We start from the raw sequence: 21498 nt of genomic DNA on the forward strand, positions 1-21498 counted from the left end.
GTGGCATTAATTGATCTGGAAAGGATAAACCGAGCCCAGTTTAAGGATTTGCGTCAGTTCATCCAGTGCCGTCCGGCACTCAAGCAGTAACTGCGGGTCAGCCAGGTCGGTTTCGCGCAGGCTGTCGCGGTAGTGCTTGCCCACCCACTGGGTCAGGGTTTCGTACAACGGCGCGGTCATGATAACCCCTGGGTTCACGGCCGCCAGCTCGGTTTCGTTCAACGCCACACGCAGGCGCAGGCACGCCGGCCCGCCGCCGTTCTGCATGCTTTGCTTGAGGTCGAAGACCTTGACTTCGCGGATCAACCCGCCGGCAGCGGTCAAACCTTGCAGGTACTGCCACACACGCTCATTGGCGCGGCACTCTTCCGGCACGATCAGCAGCATCGAACCGTCAGGACGAGTCAGTAACTGGCTGTTGAACAGGTAGGAACGCACCGCGTCCTCGACACTGACCAACGCGCGGGGCACACACACCGATTGGAAGTTGCCGCCCAACTTGCCCAGCTTGCCGTGCAGTTCGGCGAGCATCTGTTCGGTGTTGAGGAACGCATCCTCGTGATAGAACAGCACTTCACCGTTGCCCACCGCGATCACATCGTTGTGGAACACACCCGCATCGATCACCGCCGGGTTCTGCTGGGCGTAGACCACACCGTCATCCTTCAAGCCATGCAGGCGCGCAACGGCCTGGGAGGCTTCGAGGGTCTGGCGCGCCGGGTACTTCTGCGGGGCCGGGTAACGAGGGTCGAAAGCACTACGGCCGAACACGAAAAACTCGACGCCCGCCTCGCCGTACTCACGGCAGAAACGCGTGTGGTTGGCCGCGCCTTCATCGCCAAATTGCGCGACGGCCGGCAAGGCGGCGTGGTGAGCGAAGTGCTTGCCATCGGCGAACATCGCCCCCAGCACGCGGCTGGTGGTGGGGTGTTCGATGCTGCGGTGGTATTTGCAATTGAGGTTGGCGGCAGTGAAATGCACGCGGCCGTCTGCGGTGTCGGCGCTTGGGCTGACGGTGGCGGCGTTGGCTACCCACATGCTGGAAGCCGAGCAGCTCGCTACCAGCAACGGCATGGCCTGCTTGGCCGCCTGCTCGATCACCTGGGCGTCGGTGCCGCTGAAACCCAAGCTGCGCAAGGCGGCCACATCCGGGCGTTCCTGGGGCGCCAATACACCTTGCACAAAACCCATGTCCATCAGGGCTTTCATTTTCTGCAGGCCCTGCAACGCCGCTTCCTTCGGGTTGGAAGACTGCTGGCTGTTGCTTTGGGACGCGACGTTGCCGAAGGACAAACCGCCGTAGTTATGGGTCGGCCCCACTAGACCGTCAAAATTGACTTCACAGGATTTCATCGGCGAGGCTCCACGAACATCTGTTTTTATAGGCATCAACTGCAGGTCTATATCTGTTAACCCGACCCAGTGTGGGAGCTGGCTTGCCTGCGATGCAGTCGACTCGGTCTTTCAGCCAAACCGAGGTGATGCCATCGCAGCGATGCGGCGATCCGACAAGCCAGCTCCCACATTAGATCGGTGTCACCCTTACTTCAGCGTTATGCCGGGGGTCAGCGTGGCTGGCACGACCAAGCTCGGCGTCTCCAGCGACGCCACCGGGTACGCGCAATAATCCGCCGCGTAATAGGCACTGGCGCGATGATTACCCGACGCCCCGACACCACCGAACGGCGCGGTACTGGCGGCGCCGGTCAGCTGTTTGTTCCAGTTGACGATACCGGCGCGGCTTTCCAGCCAGAACTGCTGGTAACGCGCTTCGGAATCCGACAACAGGCCAGCGGCCAGGCCGTACTGGGTGTTGTTGGCCTCAGCGATGGCGCCGGCAAAATCCGCGTAGCGGATCACCTGCAGCAACGGGCCAAACAGCTCTTCGTCTTCACGTTCCGTCACAGCGGTTACGTCGATGATGCCAGGGGTCAGCAATGCCGCCTGAGCCTGAGGCTGGGTCATCTCCAGCAGCGCCACGGCGCCATTGGCCAACATCAGTTCCTGGGCTTGCATCAGGGATTTGGCCGCAGCAAGGGAGATCACCGAGCCCATGAACGGCGCCGGTTGCTGGTCGAAAGCACCCACTTCAATGCTCGCACTCACCGCCACCAGGCGCGCCAGCAAGGCATCGCCCCAGGCGCCTTCAGGCACCAGCAAGCGGCGGGCACAGGTGCAACGCTGGCCTGCCGAGATAAACGCCGACTGGATGATGGTGTACACCGCCGCATCCACGTCGGCGACTTCGTCCACGACCAGCGGGTTATTACCGCCCATTTCCAGGGCCAGGATCTTGTCCGGGCGCCCTGAGAATTGCTGGTGCAAGTGGTTGCCGGTGCGGCTGGAACCAGTGAAGAACAGGCCATCGATGCCTGGGTTGGCCGCCAGGGCGATGCCGGTTTCCCGCGCGCCTTGCAGCAGGTTCAGCACGCCCGCCGGCAACCCGGCTTCGACCCAGCACTGTACGGTCAGCTCGGCGACCTTGGGGGTCAGTTCGCTCGGCTTGAACAGCACGGTGTTACCCGCCAGCAACGCCGGGACGATGTGCCCATTGGGCAAGTGCCCAGGGAAATTGTAAGGGCCGAACACCGCCACCACACCGTGGGGTTTGTGGCGCAACACAGCGGTGGCGTCGCCCAGGGGGCCGCTCTTCTCGCCGGTACGTTCGCGGTAGCTTTGTACCGAGATCGCGATCTTGTTGGCCATGCTGGTAACTTCAGTGGCCGACTCCCACAGGGGCTTGCCGGTTTCTTCGCCAATGCAGCGGGCGATTTCATCGGCACGGCTTTTAAGCGTGGCGGCGAAGGTCTCCAGCACGCTGATGCGTTCTTCGAGCGGGCGCTTGGCCCACCCCGGGAATGCCTGGCGCGCAGCCTGCACGGCGGATTCGACCTGTTCGGCGCTGGCGCCATTGCCGGCCCACAGCACTTGCTGGGTCACCGGGTTGCGCGATTCAAACAGTTCACCCTGGCCAGCCAGCCAGCTACCTGCGATATACAGCGAATTCATTATTTCGACTCCCGAGCAGCAGACAACGCAACAGCACGCACTTGATCACCCACCACCAGTTGCAGGCGCTTGGCAGTCTGTGGATCGACCACCAGGGTGCCTGCCGCCAGCCGGGCCGGAGCGGCGGTGATACGGCATTCCTCGCGCTTGCGGTTATGGATCAGGAACGGCGTGGCATCGTCCCCCGGCGTGCCGATGGCCAACACCAGTGACTGGCTGTCGCGCACCGCACGGATCTTGCTGGTTTCACATTCCACCGCCGGGCCTGCGTCGAAAATATCCACATAGCCCTGGTAGCTGAAGCCTTCGCTCTTGAGCATGCTCAGGGCCGGCTCGGTGTCCGGGTGGACCTTGCCGATCACATTGCGCGCGTCTTCGGAGAGAAAGCAGCTGTACAGCGGAAACTTGGGCATCAGCTCAGCGATAAATGCCTTGTTGCCCACGCCGGTGAGGTAGTCGGCCTGGCTGAACTCCATCTTGAAGAAGTGCCGGCCCAGGCTTTCCCAAAACGGCGAACGCCCGGCGTCGTTGGACACCCCGCGCATTTCGGCAATGATCTTGTTGCCGAACAGTTGCGGGAACTCGGCGATAAACAACATGCGCGCCTTGGCCAGCATGCGACCGTTAAGGCCGTTGCGGTAATCGGCGTGGAGGAACAACGAGCACAATTCGGAATTACCGGTGAGGTCGTTAGCCAGGAACAGCGTCGGAATCTCACGGTAGATATTCAGTTCCTGGGACGCGCTGACGGTCAGCCCCACCCGGAAGTTGTACCACGGCTCGCGCAGGCCAACGGCGCCAGCGATGGCAGAAATTCCCACCACGCGGCCTTCGTCGTTTTCCAGCACGAACAGGTAGTCGGCATCGCCGCGCCCGGCTTCGCCGCGAAAGGTTTTTTCTGCCCAGCCCACCCGGTGGGTCAGGCGCTCTTCGTTGGCCGGCAAGGTGGTAAGGCCGGTGCCAGTGCTGCGCGCCAGATCAATCAGGGCCGGTAAATCGCTGCTGCGTACGGGACGAACGATCATGCTATCTCCTCGAACGGGCCGCTGTTGTCAGCCACCCGCGAAACTCTCTTTTTAAACCGCAACCAGGCGCACGCTGGCGCCTTCGCCAACACCCAGCGCTTCGGCGGCCGCCAGGTCCAGGGTCACCGGTTTGCCGGGCGCGTAGTCCAGCTCCAGCATCACCGCACGGTAATCCTGCAACTGCGCGTTGCTCACCAGGTACTGGCGGCCAACGCCCTTGACCATCTCACCGATCTTCACCGGCACTACGCGGCTCTGGGCGATCGAGCGAATGCCCGAGACCCGGGCGTGCAGCGTCGGGCCACCGTCGAAGATGTCGATGTAATGGTCAGTTTCGAAGCCTTCACGCATGAGGATGTCGAAGGTGATTTGCGCACGCGGGTGCACCTGGCCCATGGCCTCTTGCGCTTCGTCCGGCAGCAGCGGCACGTAGATCGGATAGTGCGGCATCAGCTCGGCGAGGAAGGTACGGCTTTTCAGCCCGCACAGGCGCTCGGCGGCGGCGTAGTTGAGGTCGAAGAAGTTGCGGCCGATGGCATCCCAGAACGGCGAGTCACCGTTCTCGTCGCTGTAGCCGACAATCTCGGTCACCACCGAGTCGGCAAAGCGCTCGGGATGGCTGGCAACAAAAAGCAGGCGGCCACGGGAATTGAGTTCCGACCACGGCGAACCGACCAGTTCCGGCACCACATAGAAGCTGGTGAGCAGGCTGTTGCCGGTAAGGTCGTGGCACTGGGAAAGCACATGGATCTTGTTGTGGATCTTCAGCTCGCGGGAGGCGTGCACGAAGGTTTCGTTACGAAAGCTATAGAACGGCTCGGAGTAACCGGCCGAGGCCACGATGGCCGAGCAGCCGGCGAGCTTGCCGGTCTCGGTGTCTTCCAGCACGAAGAAATAGCTCTCTTCACCGTTGAAACTCACCTCGGCGGCGAAGGACGCTTCGCTGGCCGCGATCTTGTCGCTCAGGCGTTCCACATCATCCGGCAAGGAGGTGACACCAATCGGGCTGTCCGCAGCCAGACGCTGTACCTCGCCCAGATCAGCCATTTGCGCGGGGCGCATCACCAGCATGGTGTCACTCCTTAACTCGAAAACTCACAGAGGAAAAAATGCCGGACACGGGCCCTGGATACACATCGGTCTCAATGTGTCAGCAGATCCATGTGGGAGCTGGCTTGCCTGCGATACAGGCAACTCGGTCTATCAACGGCACCGAGGTGATGCTATCGCAGGCAAGCCAGCTCCCACATTTGTTCAGGTCCGGCCAATAAAATGTGTCGCTATCAGGCTTGCGTCAACGTCTTCACAGCACGCTCAAAACGATCCAGGCCTTCGTTGATGTCCGCCTCTTCCACCACCAGGCTCGGTGCAAAACGCACCACGTCGGGGCCGGCTTGCAGGATCATCAAGTTCTCTTTCTCGGCCGCGTTGAACACGTCCTTGGCCTTGCCTTTGAACGCATCGCTCAACACGCAACCGATCAGCAGGCCCATGCCACGCACTTGGGTGAAGATGCCGTACTGCTTACCGATCTGCTCCAGGCGCGCCTTGAACAGGTCGTGCTTGGCATTCACACCCGCCAGCACTTCTGGGGTGTTGATCACGTCGATCACCGCTTCAGCTACCGCACACGCCAGCGGGTTGCCGCCGTAGGTGGTGCCGTGGGTGCCGACCACCAAGTGCTTGGCCAAGTCTTCACGGGTGAGCATCGCCGCAATCGGGAAGCCGCCGCCCAGGCTTTTGGCGCTGGTGAGGATGTCTGGCGTCACACCGTAATGCTGGTAGGCAAACAGGTGGCCGGTGCGGCCCATGCCGGTTTGCACTTCGTCGAATACCAGCAGCGCGTCGTGGGCGTCGCACAGCTCACGGGCGCCTTGCAGGTAAGCCAGCTCAGCCGGCAGTACACCGCCTTCGCCCTGGATAGGCTCCAGCACCACCGCGCAGGTCTTATCCGACACAGCGGCCTTCAGCGCAGCCAGGTCGTTATAAGGAACGTGGGTGATGCCGGTAATTTTAGGCCCGAAACCATCGGAGTACTTCGACTGGCCACCGACGTTGACGGTGAACAGGGTACGGCCATGGAAGCTGTTCAGCGCGGCGATGATCTCGTACTTCTCGCTGCCAAAACGGTCGAACGCCACGCGACGGGCCAGCTTGAAGGCGGCCTCGTTGGCTTCGGCGCCAGAGTTGCAGAAGAACACGCGCTCGGCAAAGGTGGCGTCGATCAGCTTGTGAGCCAGGCGCAGGGCCGGCTCATTGGTGAACACGTTGGAGACGTGCCACAGCGTGTTGGCCTGTTCGGTCAGTGCACCGACCAGCGCCGGGTGCGCGTGGCCCAATACGTTGACCGCGATGCCGCCGGCAAAGTCGATCAGCTCGCGACCGGCCTGGTCCCATACGCGCGAACCTGCGCCACGCACGGGGATAAAGGCAGCAGGTGCGTAGTTGGGCACCATCACTTGGTCGAAATCGGCGCGTTGCACCGGGGCTTGCTCAACGGACATCGGAGTCTCCTGAAGAGGAACGCCTGCCTGGAACTGGCAAGCGATGCAGGGATTGTAAGGACAGTTTTCAGCGCCACCTTGTCGCCAAGCGACAACTTCTTATAGCGCCAACCCCGGTTTTAGGCGGGTTTACGGCAATGCGACATATTGCGTCGCAATGGCGCAGTGTAAACGCTGCGCTCAGTGAGAGGCAGAGGCACGGCCCGCTGATTTTCGCCTAATGCCTTAACTATCTGCTGCCCGCGAACCCATCAGGCTTGCTGTGATGACAGTGACTCGCCCCCACTGAAGGATCAGCCCCGTGCCCACGCCCTACCCCACGACAATCAGCCAACGCCTCGCAGTCGCCGCCACCCAAGTACCTGCTGGGTTTCACACACGCCTGCCGGCCTGGCTGGCAAGCGCCTCGGATGACAAGCGCCAAGCCTTGAAGAATGCACCACTGGACATTGCCAACTGGCAGGCCGACGCCAGCCGCCAGCAACACGCGCCCCTCAAGCAGGCGGTGGAGCAGAGTTGGACCGCGCAAAGCAAAGTGGACACGGCACTGGCCGACCTCAAGACACCGCAAGCCTTCGCCGCACCGCTTTTGCAACAGGCGCTCAAGACCCGCTGGGGCGTGGACATCGATGTCAGCACCACCCATCTGCGCCTGTATGCGCCCCTGACGATCCCGCTGTTTCCCATAGAAACTGGCGGCGTCAAAGTCTGGACCGTGTCGTTGGTGGACGCCGCACTGCATAACTTCGACGCAGCAGAGAGCGAGAAAGCTGCCTTCACCGCAGACTCCAGCTTCATTACCCAACCCACCGCCACCGGGCAATTCGACACCCTGCCCTCAGTGAACAGCAAAGTCAGCATCCAGACCTTCGTCAGGCTGTGCCGTGAACTGGACATCGGTGCGCAATACCAGAACTACCTCAAGACATTTTTCGGCTTCAAAGATGCCAAACGCAAGGCTTCGCTGCGCAGCACTGTCATCGAGAGTCTCAAAGCCGAGGCCCAAACTGCCGTACACCTGGCGCGCCTGAAAAAGGACGGCAGCGAGCGGGTGTTACGCACGCTCCAGGCCCAACTCAAAGGCATCAGCGGCCTGACGCTCGACGGCAAGACGCTGCTCAGCCACGAGCTGAGCCTGATGGGCGCACCACTGGCCGGCATTGTGCTGTTCGCCGCAGACCTGGAACTGCACCACAGCGCAGTGCCCGTGGTGGCGTACATTCCCGGCGACCCACAGGCACCGCTCAAGTATTACCGCGATGGCATCGCATTCATTCAAGACCTGACCGGCAAATTGCGCGATGCCGATTACCAGGCATTCTTTAGCCGCTTTATAAGCCACGAGCACCGCGCCAATTTCTTTGCCAACCTGCATAACCGCTTGTCCCAGATTACCTGGCATCACCCCCTCCCCGGCGACCCCAGGCCGACCTGGCGCGCCGAACCTGTGGCCAATCCCAAGCTGCAGTTGCACGCGACGAAAATCACGGGCGAGCTGTACGAACACCTCTATGAAAGCAAACTCAACAGGCTGCTCAATGACGCGCACAACATTGCCGTGTCCACCGCCGACGCCGACAGTAAGGCACGCTGGCAACGTTGGGACATCGTGGCAAAAATCGGCAAAACCCTGCTCGAAATCGCCGCTTTCATCGCCACGCCGTTCATTCCCCCCCTCGGCCTGCTGATGCTCGGCTACACCGCCTATCAACTGCTCGACGACGTGTTCGAAGGCATCATTGATTGGGCCGAGGGCCTCAAGCGCCAAGCGTTCGGGCACCTGATGTCGATCCTGGAGCAAATGGTGCAATTGGGTATGTTCGCGGTCGGCGCACCGATTGCCGAAGGGCTGCTACGCCAGGCACTGCCTCGGGAAGTCTGGGCGTTTTTCGAGCGCCTGCATCCGGTCACCTCGGACGACGGCAAAACGCGCCTGTGGAACCCGGACCTGAGCCCCTACGCCCACGACCTTCAGTTGCCCGCCGCCTCACGCCCCAAAGCCGATGGATTGCATGCCTATGGGGACAAACAGATCCTACCCCTTGAAGGGCAACACTTTGCCGTCAAGCAACAAGCGGGCAACGCCGTGCTGGCGCACCCAAGCCACGTGAATGCCTACCAACCGCCCGTTATCGGCAATGGCAAAGGCGCCTGGATAACCCCACTGGATCACCCGCTGACATGGCATCGCAGCACCTTGTTGCGCAGACTCGGCGAGCCCGCCAACGCACTCAGCGAAACCGGCCTGGAACAGGCGCAACGCATCAGCAGCACAGACGATGGCGCCTTGCGCAAACTCTACATGGACCGCCAACCGCCACCGCCCTTGCTGGCCGACAGCCTCAAGCGCATCCATATCGACCAGCAACTTCAAGACTTCATCGACCAGATGAACAGCGACGACCCGCAGGTTTATTCAAAGGCCGACACGCAGACCCAACTCTGGCTGCTCAGCCAGACCGGCCTGTGGCCAGAATCCAAGACCCTGCGCTTTCTGAATGCCAAAGGCGAAACCGTATGGGAACACCCAGGCTGGGAAAATGCGGCGGTGGCGCAAATTCATGAAGCACAGATGAACAACGGCGACCTGCTCAAGACCCTGCTGGAAACCCTCGACGAGTCAGAGCGCAAGACTTTGCTGGAGGAAGACTTCGGCACCCCGATCACCCAACTGCATGTGCGTGCCGCCAAGCTGCGCAAACAGCTGGCACGCAGGGCCGAGGATAAACGCGCTTCGATGTTCGACGCGCGCTATCGAGGCCTGGAACTGACCACCGATGCACGCGTGCAAAAGGTCATCGACAGCACACCGGGCCTGCCCGTCAGCGCGGCCGAAGAAGTCCTGCTCAGTGCCAACGGCCAGGACCTGCTCGACATCGACCAGGGCACGCTGCCTTCGCACCTGGTCGAACGCGCACGCTGGGCGGCCCATCAGGTCAGAATCAGCCGGGCCTATGAAGGCCTGTACATGGCCGCGCTGGAGAGCGGCGACACCCATCGACTCGCCCTGCACTCCCTGGAAAAACTGCCGGGCTGGTCGCCACAGGTGCGCCTGGAAGTTCGCGACTTCAAGCGCGACGGCCACCTGCGCGACGCCATCGGCCCCGCCCAGGCGCCCATCCAACGCCTGCTGCTACGCACCATCGAAGGCGCTTACATTCCCGAAGACAGTACGGGCTCCCTGCTTGGCGAAACCGATTTCTACACCGCCGTGCTCCAGGCACTCCCCGATGCACAGCGCGACGCACTGGCTATGCAGATAGGCCAAGGCCCACACCTGAGAGAAACCTTGCGCCAACACACATTGGCACGTGACGAACTTGGCGTTCTGCTGGCCGAAGTTCCGCTGCTCAAACCGCCCTATGACCCGACATTCATGCGCCTGCCCGGCGGCATGGAAGGCTACGACGCCAACCCGGTCACCGCTGGCAGCAGCGATGATGCCTCGCTGGAGACTCGGTTGCATGAGCTGTACCCGCAACTGAGCACCGGCGAGTTGACGGCCGTACTCGCCGCCATGCATAACGATCCCGGCACGCCTTTGGGTACCCTTCGATTTCTGAAGAATGAGTTCTCACAACTGGAAACCAACCTGCGGACATGGCAGCAGAACGTGCCGCAGACCTTTGTGGGTACAGACCTGCCACTGAACCGCTCGCAGATTGCTGCAGAACAGCAAAATCGCTTTCTCTGGTCACAAAAACTGATCGGCGCCTGGCGCCACAACACCCCCATGGACCCCGCTTATGACAACGGTCACCTGCTGCAACTCAATCAGCCCATTTACGGCGAACTGCCAGCACTCGATACCCGCCTTGGGCACATCACCACCCTGGAATTCCAGGGCTACTTGACCACCCGCGGCACGCCGGGCTTCCTGGCACACTTCCCCGGATTGCGCCGACTGGCCATCAGCGACATTACCCTCAGCACACTGCCCGGGGAAATCAGTGCATTGACCCACCTTAACGCGCTGGCACTGCGCGGCTGCGCACTCAACCTGACCACCCCAACCCGTGCAGCCCTGGCCAACCTGACCGAACTGCATACCCTTGACCTGTCCAACAACCCGCTGGTGCTGGCGCCCAATTTCGAAAACATGGCCAACCTGCGGACACTCAACCTGAGCCACTGCAGTATTTCCGTCTTTCCCACAGGCCTGCTCAATCGGCCTCGGCTGGCCAACGCCAATCTCAGCCACAATAACCTGCGCAGGCTGCCAGAAGCCCTGTATTCGTTGCCCGCCAGCGCTGCCAAGGCCTACGATCTTTCCGGCAACCCGTTGACGCGCGCAACCCTGGAACGGATAAAAACCTACTGTCAGAGCACCGGGGAACATTTTGGCGTCCAAGCCAATCCAGAGGAGGTTCGCCTGGTCCAGGCGCTTTACCCGACCTACAACGCTCCCGAGGCCAATCAATTTATCTTCAGGCTGCCGGGCGGGCTGGATGATTCGATGGCAATTCTCGTGCGCCTCAAGGCCGACTACGAACGCTTGCAAGCCGACCTGCAGGAATGGGTCGTGGATGTGCCTGAACGCTACCCCTTCACGGACCTGCCCATGGACGAACAGGCTCGCGTACAGCAGCAACTTATCCGAGGGGAAGTCAGCGGCCTGCTGGAGCAAGGCTGGCGACGTGAAACCAGCCTGGATTTGAGCCATGACCCGCTGACACAATCTCATCAAATGGCGTTGGCGTCGCCGCTGTTGGGCGACCTGCCCAAACTGAATGTGGATTTCAAGCATATTTCCAAGCTGGACCTAAGGGCCCAGGAAACCACCTCGATACCCGACGGTTTTCTTGAACGCTTCCCCAATCTGGAAAGCCTGCTGATCCACCGCTATGCCCTGCAAGACATTCCCGCCGGCGTCTTCAAGCTGCCCAAGTTGACCACACTCAGCCTGACCCAATGCAATCTGCGCCTGACCGCCGACAGTGTCGCCGCCTTGAGCGACCTGCACACCCTGGAATACCTGGACCTGAGCGATAACCCGCTGGCGCTGACGCCCGACGTCAGCAAAATGTCCAGCCTGGAGACCCTGATGATGGAGAACGCAGGGCTTACCGAAGTGCCGCACGGGGTGTTCAATCTGACGTCACTCACCCAACTGAATCTGAGCGATAACCGCATCACCGAACTGCCTACGGATCTGCTTGAAGTGGACCCGGACTCAGCGGCTGGTTTTGACCTGAGCGACAACGCATTCTCACCTGCGGCGCTTGCTCTCCTGCGTCGCTATTACAACCGCATGGCAGTGGATTTCGATGTAGCCCAAGCTCGACAGCCCGCGCCAGACGACTCCGGCTCAAGCTCCCCGACTTCATCCGAAACAGACAACGAACCCTGAGCGCAGCTCAACCGCGCTCGGAGGGCACCGACGACAACTCGAACGGGCTGCTGCTGCGCCGCTGGTTACGGTCTTCGCGAGGGGTGGCGCCGAAGAAATTGCGGTAGGCGCTGGAGAAGTGCGGCCCCGAGGAGAAGCCGCACGACAAGCCGATCTGGATGATCGACTTGCTGGTTTGCATCAGCATCTGGCGCGCCTTGTTCAGGCGCAACTCCAGGTAGTACTGGCTGGGAACGCGGTTGAGGTATTGCTTGAAAATCCGTTCAAGCTGTCGTCGCGATACGCACACATGTTGGGCGATTTCGTCAGTGGTCAGCGGCTCTTCGATATTGGCCTCCATCAGCAAAACCGCCTGGGTCAGCTTCGGGTGGCTGGAACCCAGGCGGTTTTGCAACGGGATGCGCTGGCGCTCGCCGCCTTCACGGATGCGCTCCACCACCAGCTCTTCGGACACCGCACCGGCCAGCTCGGCGCCGTGATCACGGGCCAATACCGCCAACAGCAGGTCGAGTACCGACATGCCGCCGCAGGCGGTGAGCCGATCGCGGTCCCAGTCAAATAGATGGCTGGTGGCAATGACCTTGGGGAAACGCTCGGCGAAATCGTCCTGCCAGCGCCAGTGCACGGCGGCGCGGTAGCCATCGAGCAGGCCCAACTGGGCCAGCGGGTACACACCCGCCGACAAGCCGCCGATTACACACCCCGCCCGAACAAGCTGCTTGAGCGCGGAACTCAGTGGCGAAGCGATGACCGTCGGCGGTTCGTCGGCCAACAGGAACAGCTTCTGAAAGCCCTCCAGCTTACCGGCCCACGGCTCACCCGGCAGTTGCCAGGCACCTTCGATGGCGGGCTCTGCGAGCAAAAACGACAGCTCGTAGATCACATCCGGATGCACCCGCTGGGCAACGCGCAAGGCCTCCTCAGCCAGCGCAAGCGTAAGGGCTTTTGTGCTGGGCCAAATCAGGAAACCAATTTTGTGGGCGGTCATGGAGTGCTATCCAAAGCGAAAACAGTGATGAAGGCATGGGCCAATGCTAGCCCGTAATCAACTACAAATCCCAAAACAAACTGAGATCAAAAGTGGGAGCTGGCTTGCCTGCGATAGCGGTAGGTCAGTTAACACATCATTGACTGATGCATCGCTATCGCAGGCAAGCCAGCTCCCACAGGAGATCGGGGCTCACCTCAAGACTGCGGAGCATGCACTATCGCGGTGCACAAAAGCAGTCTTGATTATTTCAAACTGCCAGAGAGGAACTGCTGCAAACGTTCCGACTGCGGGTTCACCAGCACTTCCCGCGGGTTGCCGCGTTCTTCAACCACGCCTTTGTGCAAAAACACCAACTGGTTCGACACTTCGCGGGCAAAGCCCATTTCGTGAGTCACCACCACCATGGTGCGGCCTTCCTGGGCCAGGTCCTGCATCACCTTGAGGACTTCGCCTACCAGCTCTGGGTCGAGCGCCGAGGTCGGTTCGTCGAACAGCATCACCTCCGGTTCCATCGCCAGGGCGCGGGCAATCGCCACGCGTTGCTGCTCACCACCGGACATATGGCCGGGGAACGCATCCTTACGATGACCCACACCGACTTTAGCCAGGTAGTGCTCGGCCTTTTCACGGGCTTCTTTCTTCGACACGCCCAGCACATGCACCGGAGCTTCCATCACGTTTTCAAGCGCGGTCATGTGCGACCACAGGTTGAAATGCTGGAACACCATGGACAGGCGCGAACGCATGCGCTGCAACTGCTTGGGGTCGGCGGCCTTCATGGCGCCGTCTTTGTTGGCGACCAGTTTGAGCTCTTCGTTATTGAGCAGAATCTTGCCGGCGTGGGGTTGCTCGAGCAGGTTGATGCAGCGCAAAAAGGTACTTTTGCCCGAACCACTGGAGCCGATGATGCTGATCACATCACCGGCGGCAGCTGCCAGGGATACACCCTTGAGCACTTCATGACTGCCATAGCGTTTATGCAGGTCTTGGACTTCAAGCTTGTACATGCGGTCGGTTCTCACAAAAACAGGTGGTCAGTCGTTGAGCAAGCGCCCGCAGCGCAGCGCTTCGCGCCCCGCCACCTTGGCCAGCCAGAAACCCGCTTGGGCATAACGTAGCCGTTCAACGGCAAACAACACCCCCGAGGTGCCCGCGCAAATGGTGCTTACGCGGTCGGTCAGGGGGTCAATCACTTCAAAAATCTCATCGCCGGTTTCTACCCAGTCGCCCGCTTTACGCAGGTAGCTGATCACCCCGGCGTGGGGCGCGAACAACAGCTCGGTGCCTTCGAATGGCACGCCTTCGCACGGCTCGTGTTGCGGCGCGGGCCATTGCCCCTTGATCAAGCCTTGTTCGGCAAGGAATGCGAGGATGCCTTCGGCGTGGAAGATCGCCTCATCACGGCCGGTATCGGCCTGGCCACCCAGCTCCAGGGTGGTCGCCAGGCACGCCAGCGGAATCTGCGCATCCGGGAACGCGCGTGACAAACGCAGCCAGGGCAGCGAACAGGCTTCATCAAACGAACTGCCGCCGGAGTCTTCCGCCAGCAGGCCGACCCTCACATTCAAATGCGCCGACAACGAACGCCACTGCGGCCAGTGCTGGGGCAGCGCGTACATATGCAGCGCGGCTTCAGCGTCGCAATGCAGGTCCAGCACCACATCGGCGGTGCAGGCGTGGCTCAGCAGGATGCGTTGCATGCCTTGCAACTGGCTGCTCGGCTCGGGCAAGGCGTTGAGCGCATCGCTCATGGCCTGGCGGATCAGGCGCACATTGGCGTGCGGGTCGTCCCCCAACTTGCCTTGCAGCAACTCGGCCACCGGCTCGCTCAGCTCAACAAAATCGCGATTGAAATTCTTGCCGCTGCCCACCTCGAAACGCCCCTGGTGGCTGCCTTGCAACAGCTGGCCAAGGCCCATCGGGTTGGCGACCGGCACCAGCTCGATCACACCGTTGAGGGCGCCCTGCTGTTCCAGCTCCACAAGGCGTTTTTTCAGTTCCCAGGCGGCACGCATGCCAGGCAATTCATCGGCGTGCAGGCTGGCCTGGATATAGGCCTTGCGCTCGCCACTGCCGAAACGAAACACGCTCAGCTGGCGCTCACAGCCCAGGTGCCCCCAGGGCAGCAGATGGTCGATACGTTCCATATCAGTGCTTCCGTGGAGCCAGGTAGCTCAGCCAGCGGCGCTCGGCCAACTTGAACAGGCGTACCAGGATGAAGGTCAGGCACAGGTAGAACACGCCGGCGGTGATATAGGCTTCGAACGGCAGGTAATACTGGGCGTTCACCGTGCGCGCGGCACCGGTGATGTCGATCAGCGTGACGATGGAGGCCAGGCTGGTGGTCTGCAGCATCATGATCACTTCGTTGCTGTACTGCGGCAGCGCGCGGCGCAGGGCCGACGGCAACAGGATGCGGCGGTACAGCTTGTAGCGCGACATGCCCATGGCCTTGGCCGCTTCGATCTCACCGTTGGGCGTGGCCTTGAGGCTGCCGGCGATGATCTCGGCGGTGTAGGCGCTGGTGTTGATGGCAAACGCCAGGCACGCACAGAACGTGGCACTGGACAGCAGCGGCCACAGGAAGCTCTCGCGCACCACTTCGAACTGCGCCAGGCCGTAGTAGATCAAAAACAACTGCACCAGCATCGGCGTGCCACGGATTACGTAGGTGTAGAGCCAGGCCACGCCGTTGACGATCGGCTGCTTGGACACGCGCATCAAGCCCAGGGGCAAGGCCGCGAGCAGGCCGAAAAACAGCGAGATAGCGAGCAGTTTCAGGGTGGTCAGCAAGCCGCCAAGGTACAGCGGCATGGCCTCCCAGATGACGTTGTAGTCGAAGATCATAGATCAGCCGCCCTTACGCCTACCGAGTAGCGCTTCTCAAGGTAACGCAAGGCCAGCAACGACACGCTGGTGATCACCAGGTACATCGCCGCCACTGCGAGGAAGAAGGTAAAAGGCTCGCGGGTGGCGTCTGCCGCCTGCTTGGCCTTGAACATCATGTCTTGTAGACCCACCACCGAAATCAGCGCGGTGGCCTTGGTCAATACCAGCCAGTTGTTGGTAAAACCAGGGATCGCCAGCCGAATCATCTGCGGCACCATCACCCGGAAAAACACCTGAAAACTGCTCATGCCATACGCCAGGCCGGCTTCAGCCTGCCCCTTGGGAATGGCCATGAAGGCGCCGCGGAAGGTTTCCGAGAGGTAAGCGCCAAAGATGAAACCCAGGGTGCCGATACCGGCGGCCAGGGGGTTCAAGTCGATATAGTCGTCAAAGCCCAGCAACGGCGCGACGCGGTTGAGCAAGTCCTGGCCGCCGTAGAAAATCAGCAGGATAAGCACCAGGTCGGGGATCCCGCGGATCACCGTGGAGTACAGGTCGCCCAGCCAAGCCAGCCAGCGTACCGGCGATAGGCGTAGCGCGACCCCGATCAGACCCAGAACAATGGCCAAGGCCATGGACGACAAGGCGAGCTGAAGCGTCAACCAAGCGCCATCGAGGATAACGGCCCCGTAGCCTTTCAACATGATTCAGGTCCTCGAAAAGGGGGATGAAAAAATGGCGCAAACTTCAGGATGACTGTTGCTTGCGCCATTTCGGACAGACAGCTGCGATGAGTTACTTGGCGTCAGCGCCGTAAATATCGAAGTCGAAGTACTTGTCCTGGATTTTCTTGTATTCGCCGTTGGCACGGATTGCAGCGATGGCCGCATTGATGCGCTCAAGGTTTTCTTTGTCGCCTTTGCGCACTGCGATGCCGATACCGTCGCCGAAGTATTTGGCTTCGGTGAACGATGGGCCTACAAACGCGTAGCCTTTGCCGGCGTCGGTTTTCAGGAAACCGTCTTGCAGCAGGGTGGCGTCAGCCACGGTACCGTCGAGACGACCGGCGGCCACATCCAGGTAGATTTCGTTCTGGGTACTGTAGCCCTTGATATTCGCACCTTTTGGCGCCAGGACTTCACGGGCGAAACGGTCGTGGATCGAACCGCGCTGCACACCGATCGTCTTGCCTTTGAGCTCATCCAGGCCGTCGCTGACGTTGGTGCCTTCCTTCATCACCAGGCGCGCCGGGCTCAGGTAGTAACGGGTGGTGAAGTCCACGGATTTCTTGCGGTCGTCAGTGATGGACATGGACGACAGGATCGCGTCGATCTTACGCACTTTGAGTGCCGGGATCAGACCATCGAATTCCTGCTCGACCCAAGTGCACTTGACGTCCATCTGCTTGCACAGCGCATTGCCGATGTCGTAGTCAAAACCGACGATGCTGCCATCCGGCGCCTTCGAGGCAAACGGAGGGTAAGCCGCTTCGATACCAATTTTCAGCGGCTTGCCTTCGGCGAAAGCCTGCATGGACAGCACGGACAGCGCCAGGGCGCCCAACAGCACGAGTTTCTTCATCTTGGGACTCCATCGGTATAGGGCAAAAACAGCAGTATGAGCCATGGCCCACGATGCGGCGAAGGTGTAACCGAATAGCGTGCTGCGTCCTGCGCGGGCGACACCTGCGACGACGAGCGAGTGATCGGCATTCTAACGACAGGCCGGAAGCCGATATTTCCTCAATGCGACAACAATTTACAGAAGCACTGAGAAAGCGGTTCCAGCTCATTGACAGCCCCTGAATTTTATGCAGAGACAAAAGATATTAAACCTGATGATGCTGCAAGTTGCGGGCCTATTATTCGCAAACCCTTCTAGCACGGCAAGTCTGGCGTTTAATCTTATTTTTGGGGGTGTCTAGAATGCGGTTTTTCGGGGCGTAGGCGTGGTCCATTGCCCCAGGTTTGTGCGGGCGGTTACACATTTGAGCGAGGCGGTAACATTCAGAAACGTCCTACTGGAAAAACCGATATTTATTGGCTTGGTGGATATGCAGGTCTGTCAGACCGCCATCCATACCCTCCTATGAAATGCGATCTTAACTGTGGGAGCTGGCTTGCCTGCGATAGCGGTGTGTCAGCCAGCCAACCGTTGCCTGACACACCCTCATCGCAGGCAAGCCAGCTCCCACACTGAATCTGGGCGGTCTTGAGGCCCTACAAAAAAGCCCCACCCGGCTTGCGCCGAATGGGGCTCTGTCCCACCTACCCCGCTTACGCGACGTTCATGGTCTTGTGCGTTTCAATCAAATGCGCCACCACGCTCGGATCTGCCAGGGTAGAGATATCCCCCAACCCATCGTATTCAGCCGTGGCGATCTTGCGCAAAATGCGCCGCATGATTTTCCCCGAGCGCGTTTTCGGCAGCCCCGGTGCCCACTGGATGACATCCGGCGAGGCAATCGGCCCGATTTCCTTGCGCACCCAGTTCTTCAGCTCCAGGCGCAACGCTTCATTGGGTTCTTCGCCATTTTTCAGGGTGACGTACACATAGATGCCCTGCCCCTTGATGTCGTGGGGTACGCCCACCACTGCCGCCTCGGCGACTTTCGGGTGAGCAACCATGGCGCTTTCGATTTCGGCGGTGCCCATGCGGTGGCCGGACACGTTCAGCACGTCATCCACACGGCCAGTAATCCACCAGTAACCGTCCTCATCGCGACGCGCACCGTCACCGGTGAAGTACATGCCACGGAAGGTCTTGAAGTAGGTGTCGACAAAACGGTCATGGTCGCCGTACAGGGTACGCGCCTGGCCTGGCCAGGAATCCAGAATCACCAGGTTGCCCTCGGCGGCGCCTTCGATGATGTTGCCCAGGTTGTCTACCAGCGCCGGCACCACACCGAAGAACGGCCGTGCCGCCGAACCCGGCTTCAGCGCATGGGCGCCCGGCAGCGGGCTCATCAGCGTGGCGCCGGTTTCGGTCTGCCACCAAGTGTCGACGATCGGGCAACGGGATTGGCCGACGTTCTTGTAGTACCAGTCCCAGGCTTCCGGGTTGATCGGCTCGCCCACCGAACCGAGCAGGCGCAGGCTACTGCCGTCGGCGCCTTCGCAGGCTGCGGTGCCGGAAGCCATCATGGCGCGGATCGCGGTCGGTGCGGTGTAGAGAATGTTGACCTTGTGCTTGTCGACAATCTTCGCCACGCGGGTGATGTCCGGGTAGTTCGGCACGCCCTCGAACAGCACCGTGGTCGCGCCATTGGCCAGCGGGCCGTAGACGATGTAGGTGTGGCCGGTGACCCAGCCAACGTCGGCGGTGCACCAGTAGATTTCGCCCGGGCGATAGTCGAATACGCGCTCGTGGGTCAGGGCTGCATAGAGCAAGTAGCCACCGGTGGTGTGCTGCACGCCCTTAGGCTTGCCGGTGGAACCGGAGGTATAAAGGATGAACAGTGCTTCTTCGGCGCCCATCTCTTTTGGCGCGCAGACGGTGCCCGCCACTTTCATCAGGTCTTCGTACCAGATGTCGCGATGCTGGTTCCACTTGATCGCACCATTGGTGCGCTTGCACACGATCACCTTCTGGATGCTGCTGGTTTCCGGGTTGGTCAGTGCGTCATCGACGTTAGCTTTCAGCGGAATCTTCTTACCGGCACGGATGCCTTCGTCAGCGGTAATCACCACTTTCGACTTACAGTCGATGATGCGACCGGCCAAGGCTTCCGGAGAGAAACCGCCAAACACCACCGAATGGATCGCGCCAATGCGGGTACAGGCCAGCATAGCGACCACGGCTTCGGGGATCATCGGCATATAGATAGTCACCACATCGCCGCGATGCACATCCTGGCCGCGCAGGGCGTTGGCGAACTTGCAGACTTCTTCATGCAGCTCGCGGTAGGTGATGTTGCGGCTCTCGGCAGGGTCATCGCCCTCCCAGATGATCGCGATCTGGTCGCCACGCTCGGCGAGGTGACGGTCCAGGCAATTGTAGGAAACGTTCAGGGTGCCATCGGCAAACCATTTGATGTCGACATGGTGGTCGTCGAAAGAGGTTTGCTTGACCGCGGTGAAAGGCTTGACCCAGTCAAGGCGCTTGGCTTGCTCACGCCAGAAGCCATCGGGGTTGACCACCGACTGCTGGTACATGGCCTTGTAGGTCGCCTCGTCGGTGAGCGTGTTGGCTGCTACTTCGGGGCGAACGGGGTACAGGGAAGCCGCACTCATCTTTCTTACCTCGGTGACATAGTTGTTGTTGTATGGCCCCTGTTGTAGCCGGGGTGGGCCTATAGAACCATTCGACGATGGTAGTAACAAGACCCTACAAATTGCCCTGCTATGCCGTTTCACCGCTCTGGCCCGCGTGCTGCGGCGCCTGGCAGGTTTCTGAAAAAATCTTGATCGAGGGATTGTTACAAAAACCGCCAAAAGTGTTTATCAAAAGCACGGGTATATGAATATAACGCGCAAGCCTAGAATCAACTCCGCCAACAAGGCACCGAGATTAACAACGCAACAGCCCCCACGAAGGCACCGTTAATCCGAACTTCCCAACTTTTAAGTGACACACGCGGCCTCACAAGGGCCCCGTGCCCCCTTTCGCCCTGAAGAAGGTAATGAAGCAATGAAAGCGTTATTAGTGATGGCCCTGAGCAGCCTGTGCGCCACCGCCGCCCTGGCTGACGAAGCCCCGACTGAACTGGCCGGCCAGAACGCCCCGATCGTTGAGGACTACACCTACAGCACACACTTGGACGTGGCCAAAGTCTTGTCCATGAGCAGCATTCCAGAAGTCTGCGAAGTTGTACCGGCGAAGATGGAATATGAAGATTCGCAAGGCCAGCGGCATATTCTTAACTATCAAGTGATGGGCAATGGTTGCTCTAACGGCTAACAACTTCTGAAGTTGGATTCTTAATTGCCGCAAGAAATCGTTCTTGCGGCCAAGAACCCGCCCTTGAATACACCGCACATCAACTGTGGGAGCTGGCTTGCCTGCGATGGCGATTTCAGCCATAACACCCGCTACGGTTAGTGGACCCAATCCTCGTAAGACAACCCCGCTACGCGACTGAATTCCCGAATATTGTTGGTCACCAACGTACACCCCGAAGCAATTGCATGCCCTGCAATAGCAGTATCATTTTGGCCGATGATCGACCCTTGCTCGGTCAGGCTTCGCTTCACCTCAACCGTCGCGTCCACCGCCGCCAGGCCCCACGGCAACACTTCATCGAGTCGCTTCACAAACTCATCGACTAACGTATTGTGTTTGGGCGATGCCTTTTTCCCAATCTGCCCATATCGCATTTCGGCATAGGTTATGGCCGAAATCACGATTCGATTGCTCCTCGCCACCTCCGATGCCAGTCGCTCAAGCACACACTCGGGCCGCTCACGCATGATGAATGAGCAAATGCAGGTATCCAGCATGTATGTCGTCACAGATTGAACCTGCCTTCATCGCCAATAACGTCCTCACGCTCCTGAAGAAAATCTTCGTCCGCCTTGGGCAGCTCACTCAACGACCCCCAGCTAGGTCGTATAGGTCGCAACGTAATCGTATCTCCGTTGCGGGTGATTTCGAGCTCGCCGACTCCCTCATAAGCCATTTCGTTTGGAATTCGAATAGCCTGGTTCTTTCCGTTTTTAAAAATTGAGACTGTGCGCATGATTCAGCTCCTACCTATGCCTGACATATGCAATGTAGAGATACGTGGAAGCCTATGCAAGACATATGGCAATTTGCCGACGATCGGAGATCGTGTGCCAGTTGCTAAAAAAC

At 60.1% G+C, this 21498-nt stretch carries 16 protein-coding genes; 2 read left to right on the forward strand and 14 right to left on the reverse strand.

Annotation, left to right across the window (positions count from 1 at the left end):
- Positions 1 to 6 precede the first annotated feature (6 nt).
- From astB to TX24_RS26270, 5 genes are all read right to left on the reverse strand, one after another.
- Positions 7 to 1353, reverse strand: coding sequence for an N-succinylarginine dihydrolase (gene astB, locus TX24_RS26250; protein ID WP_003193608.1), 1347 nt, complete (start codon positions 1351 to 1353; stop codon positions 7 to 9).
- Between the two features lie 189 nt (positions 1354 to 1542).
- Positions 1543 to 3012: a succinylglutamate-semialdehyde dehydrogenase gene (gene astD / locus TX24_RS26255; protein ID WP_167348433.1), complete on the reverse strand. Its 1470-nt coding sequence runs from the start codon at positions 3010 to 3012 to the stop codon at positions 1543 to 1545.
- Complete coding sequence (gene astA, locus TX24_RS26260) at positions 3009 to 4034, reverse strand: arginine N-succinyltransferase (protein WP_003193612.1); 1026 nt, start codon at positions 4032 to 4034, stop codon at positions 3009 to 3011. The genes astD and astA overlap by 4 nt, the downstream gene beginning before the upstream one ends.
- Before the next feature lie 51 nt (positions 4035 to 4085).
- Positions 4086 to 5105 (reverse strand): arginine/ornithine succinyltransferase subunit alpha, encoded by a 1020-nt coding sequence (aruF, locus tag TX24_RS26265; RefSeq protein WP_003175655.1) that lies wholly within the window; start codon positions 5103 to 5105, stop codon positions 4086 to 4088.
- A 212-nt stretch (positions 5106 to 5317) separates the two neighbouring features.
- On the reverse strand, positions 5318 to 6538 hold the full coding sequence (locus TX24_RS26270; RefSeq protein WP_034133577.1) for an aspartate aminotransferase family protein: 1221 nt from the start codon (positions 6536 to 6538) through the stop codon (positions 5318 to 5320).
- A 301-nt stretch (positions 6539 to 6839) separates the two neighbouring features.
- On the opposite strand from TX24_RS26270, the gene TX24_RS26275 reads away from it, so the two are divergent.
- Positions 6840 to 11888, forward strand: a complete 5049-nt coding sequence (locus TX24_RS26275) for a leucine-rich repeat domain-containing protein (protein ID WP_057711723.1) — start codon at positions 6840 to 6842, stop codon at positions 11886 to 11888.
- A 7-nt stretch (positions 11889 to 11895) separates the two neighbouring features.
- Here the strand turns inward: TX24_RS26275 and argR are convergent, their stop codons facing one another.
- From argR to acs, 7 genes are all read right to left on the reverse strand, one after another.
- A complete protein-coding gene (argR, locus tag TX24_RS26280; RefSeq protein ID WP_003193618.1) occupies positions 11896 to 12876 on the reverse strand; it encodes a transcriptional regulator ArgR in 981 nt (326 codons plus the stop codon).
- A gap of 245 nt (positions 12877 to 13121) precedes the next feature.
- Complete coding sequence (locus TX24_RS26285) at positions 13122 to 13886, reverse strand: ABC transporter ATP-binding protein (RefSeq protein WP_003193620.1); 765 nt, start codon at positions 13884 to 13886, stop codon at positions 13122 to 13124.
- A 27-nt stretch (positions 13887 to 13913) separates the two neighbouring features.
- Positions 13914 to 15026: a succinylglutamate desuccinylase/aspartoacylase family protein gene (locus TX24_RS26290; RefSeq protein WP_057711726.1), complete on the reverse strand. Its 1113-nt coding sequence runs from the start codon at positions 15024 to 15026 to the stop codon at positions 13914 to 13916.
- A gap of 1 nt (position 15027) precedes the next feature.
- On the reverse strand, positions 15028 to 15726 hold the full coding sequence (locus tag TX24_RS26295; protein ID WP_003193625.1) for an ABC transporter permease: 699 nt from the start codon (positions 15724 to 15726) through the stop codon (positions 15028 to 15030).
- Positions 15723 to 16412, reverse strand: coding sequence for an ABC transporter permease (locus TX24_RS26300; protein WP_003193627.1), 690 nt, complete (start codon positions 16410 to 16412; stop codon positions 15723 to 15725). Before TX24_RS26300 ends, TX24_RS26295 begins: the two co-directional genes overlap by 4 nt.
- Before the next feature lie 91 nt (positions 16413 to 16503).
- Positions 16504 to 17289 (reverse strand): ABC transporter substrate-binding protein, encoded by a 786-nt coding sequence (locus TX24_RS26305; RefSeq protein ID WP_003193630.1) that lies wholly within the window; start codon positions 17287 to 17289, stop codon positions 16504 to 16506.
- Positions 17290 to 17984: 695 nt separating this feature from the next.
- Complete coding sequence (acs, locus tag TX24_RS26310) at positions 17985 to 19940, reverse strand: acetate--CoA ligase (RefSeq protein ID WP_003193632.1); 1956 nt, start codon at positions 19938 to 19940, stop codon at positions 17985 to 17987.
- A gap of 397 nt (positions 19941 to 20337) precedes the next feature.
- Here acs and TX24_RS26315 point away from each other — a divergent pair, with 397 nt between their 5' ends.
- Positions 20338 to 20607, forward strand: a complete 270-nt coding sequence (locus tag TX24_RS26315) for a DUF2790 domain-containing protein (RefSeq protein ID WP_003193635.1) — start codon at positions 20338 to 20340, stop codon at positions 20605 to 20607.
- Positions 20608 to 20744: 137 nt separating this feature from the next.
- On the opposite strand, the gene TX24_RS26320 is transcribed toward TX24_RS26315, so the two are convergent.
- Both TX24_RS26320 and vapB read right to left on the reverse strand, forming a co-directional pair.
- On the reverse strand, positions 20745 to 21158 hold the full coding sequence (locus TX24_RS26320) for a type II toxin-antitoxin system VapC family toxin (RefSeq protein WP_057711728.1): 414 nt from the start codon (positions 21156 to 21158) through the stop codon (positions 20745 to 20747).
- On the reverse strand, positions 21155 to 21385 hold the full coding sequence (gene vapB, locus TX24_RS26325) for a type II toxin-antitoxin system VapB family antitoxin (protein WP_003193638.1): 231 nt from the start codon (positions 21383 to 21385) through the stop codon (positions 21155 to 21157). The genes TX24_RS26320 and vapB overlap by 4 nt, the downstream gene beginning before the upstream one ends.
- Between the last annotated feature and the right edge of the window lie 113 nt (positions 21386 to 21498).

Origin of the sequence: Pseudomonas lactis, assembly GCF_001439845.1 — a bacterium.
Lineage (GTDB): Bacteria > Pseudomonadota > Gammaproteobacteria > Pseudomonadales > Pseudomonadaceae > Aquipseudomonas > Aquipseudomonas lactis.

Bases quoted from the DNA above. Each gene is read 5' to 3' on its own strand.
- astB (WP_003193608.1), bottom strand. From the start codon at position 1,353: ATGAAATCCTGTGAAGTCAATTTTGACGGTCTAGTGGGGCCGACCCAT.
- astA (WP_003193612.1), bottom strand. From the start codon at position 4,034: ATGATCGTTCGTCCCGTACGCAGCAGCGATTTACCGGCCCTGATTGAT.
- aruF (WP_003175655.1), bottom strand. From the start codon at position 5,105: ATGCTGGTGATGCGCCCCGCGCAAATGGCTGATCTGGGCGAGGTACAG.
- TX24_RS26270 (WP_034133577.1), bottom strand. From the start codon at position 6,538: ATGTCCGTTGAGCAAGCCCCGGTGCAACGCGCCGATTTCGACCAAGTG.
- argR (WP_003193618.1), bottom strand. From the start codon at position 12,876: ATGACCGCCCACAAAATTGGTTTCCTGATTTGGCCCAGCACAAAAGCC.
- TX24_RS26285 (WP_003193620.1), bottom strand. From the start codon at position 13,886: ATGTACAAGCTTGAAGTCCAAGACCTGCATAAACGCTATGGCAGTCAT.
- TX24_RS26290 (WP_057711726.1), bottom strand. From the start codon at position 15,026: ATGGAACGTATCGACCATCTGCTGCCCTGGGGGCACCTGGGCTGTGAG.
- TX24_RS26295 (WP_003193625.1), bottom strand. From the start codon at position 15,726: ATGATCTTCGACTACAACGTCATCTGGGAGGCCATGCCGCTGTACCTT.
- TX24_RS26300 (WP_003193627.1), bottom strand. From the start codon at position 16,412: ATGTTGAAAGGCTACGGGGCCGTTATCCTCGATGGCGCTTGGTTGACG.
- TX24_RS26305 (WP_003193630.1), bottom strand. From the start codon at position 17,289: ATGAAGAAACTCGTGCTGTTGGGCGCCCTGGCGCTGTCCGTGCTGTCC.
- acs (WP_003193632.1), bottom strand. From the start codon at position 19,940: ATGAGTGCGGCTTCCCTGTACCCCGTTCGCCCCGAAGTAGCAGCCAAC.
- TX24_RS26315 (WP_003193635.1), top strand. From the start codon at position 20,338: ATGAAAGCGTTATTAGTGATGGCCCTGAGCAGCCTGTGCGCCACCGCC.
- vapB (WP_003193638.1), bottom strand. From the start codon at position 21,385: ATGCGCACAGTCTCAATTTTTAAAAACGGAAAGAACCAGGCTATTCGA.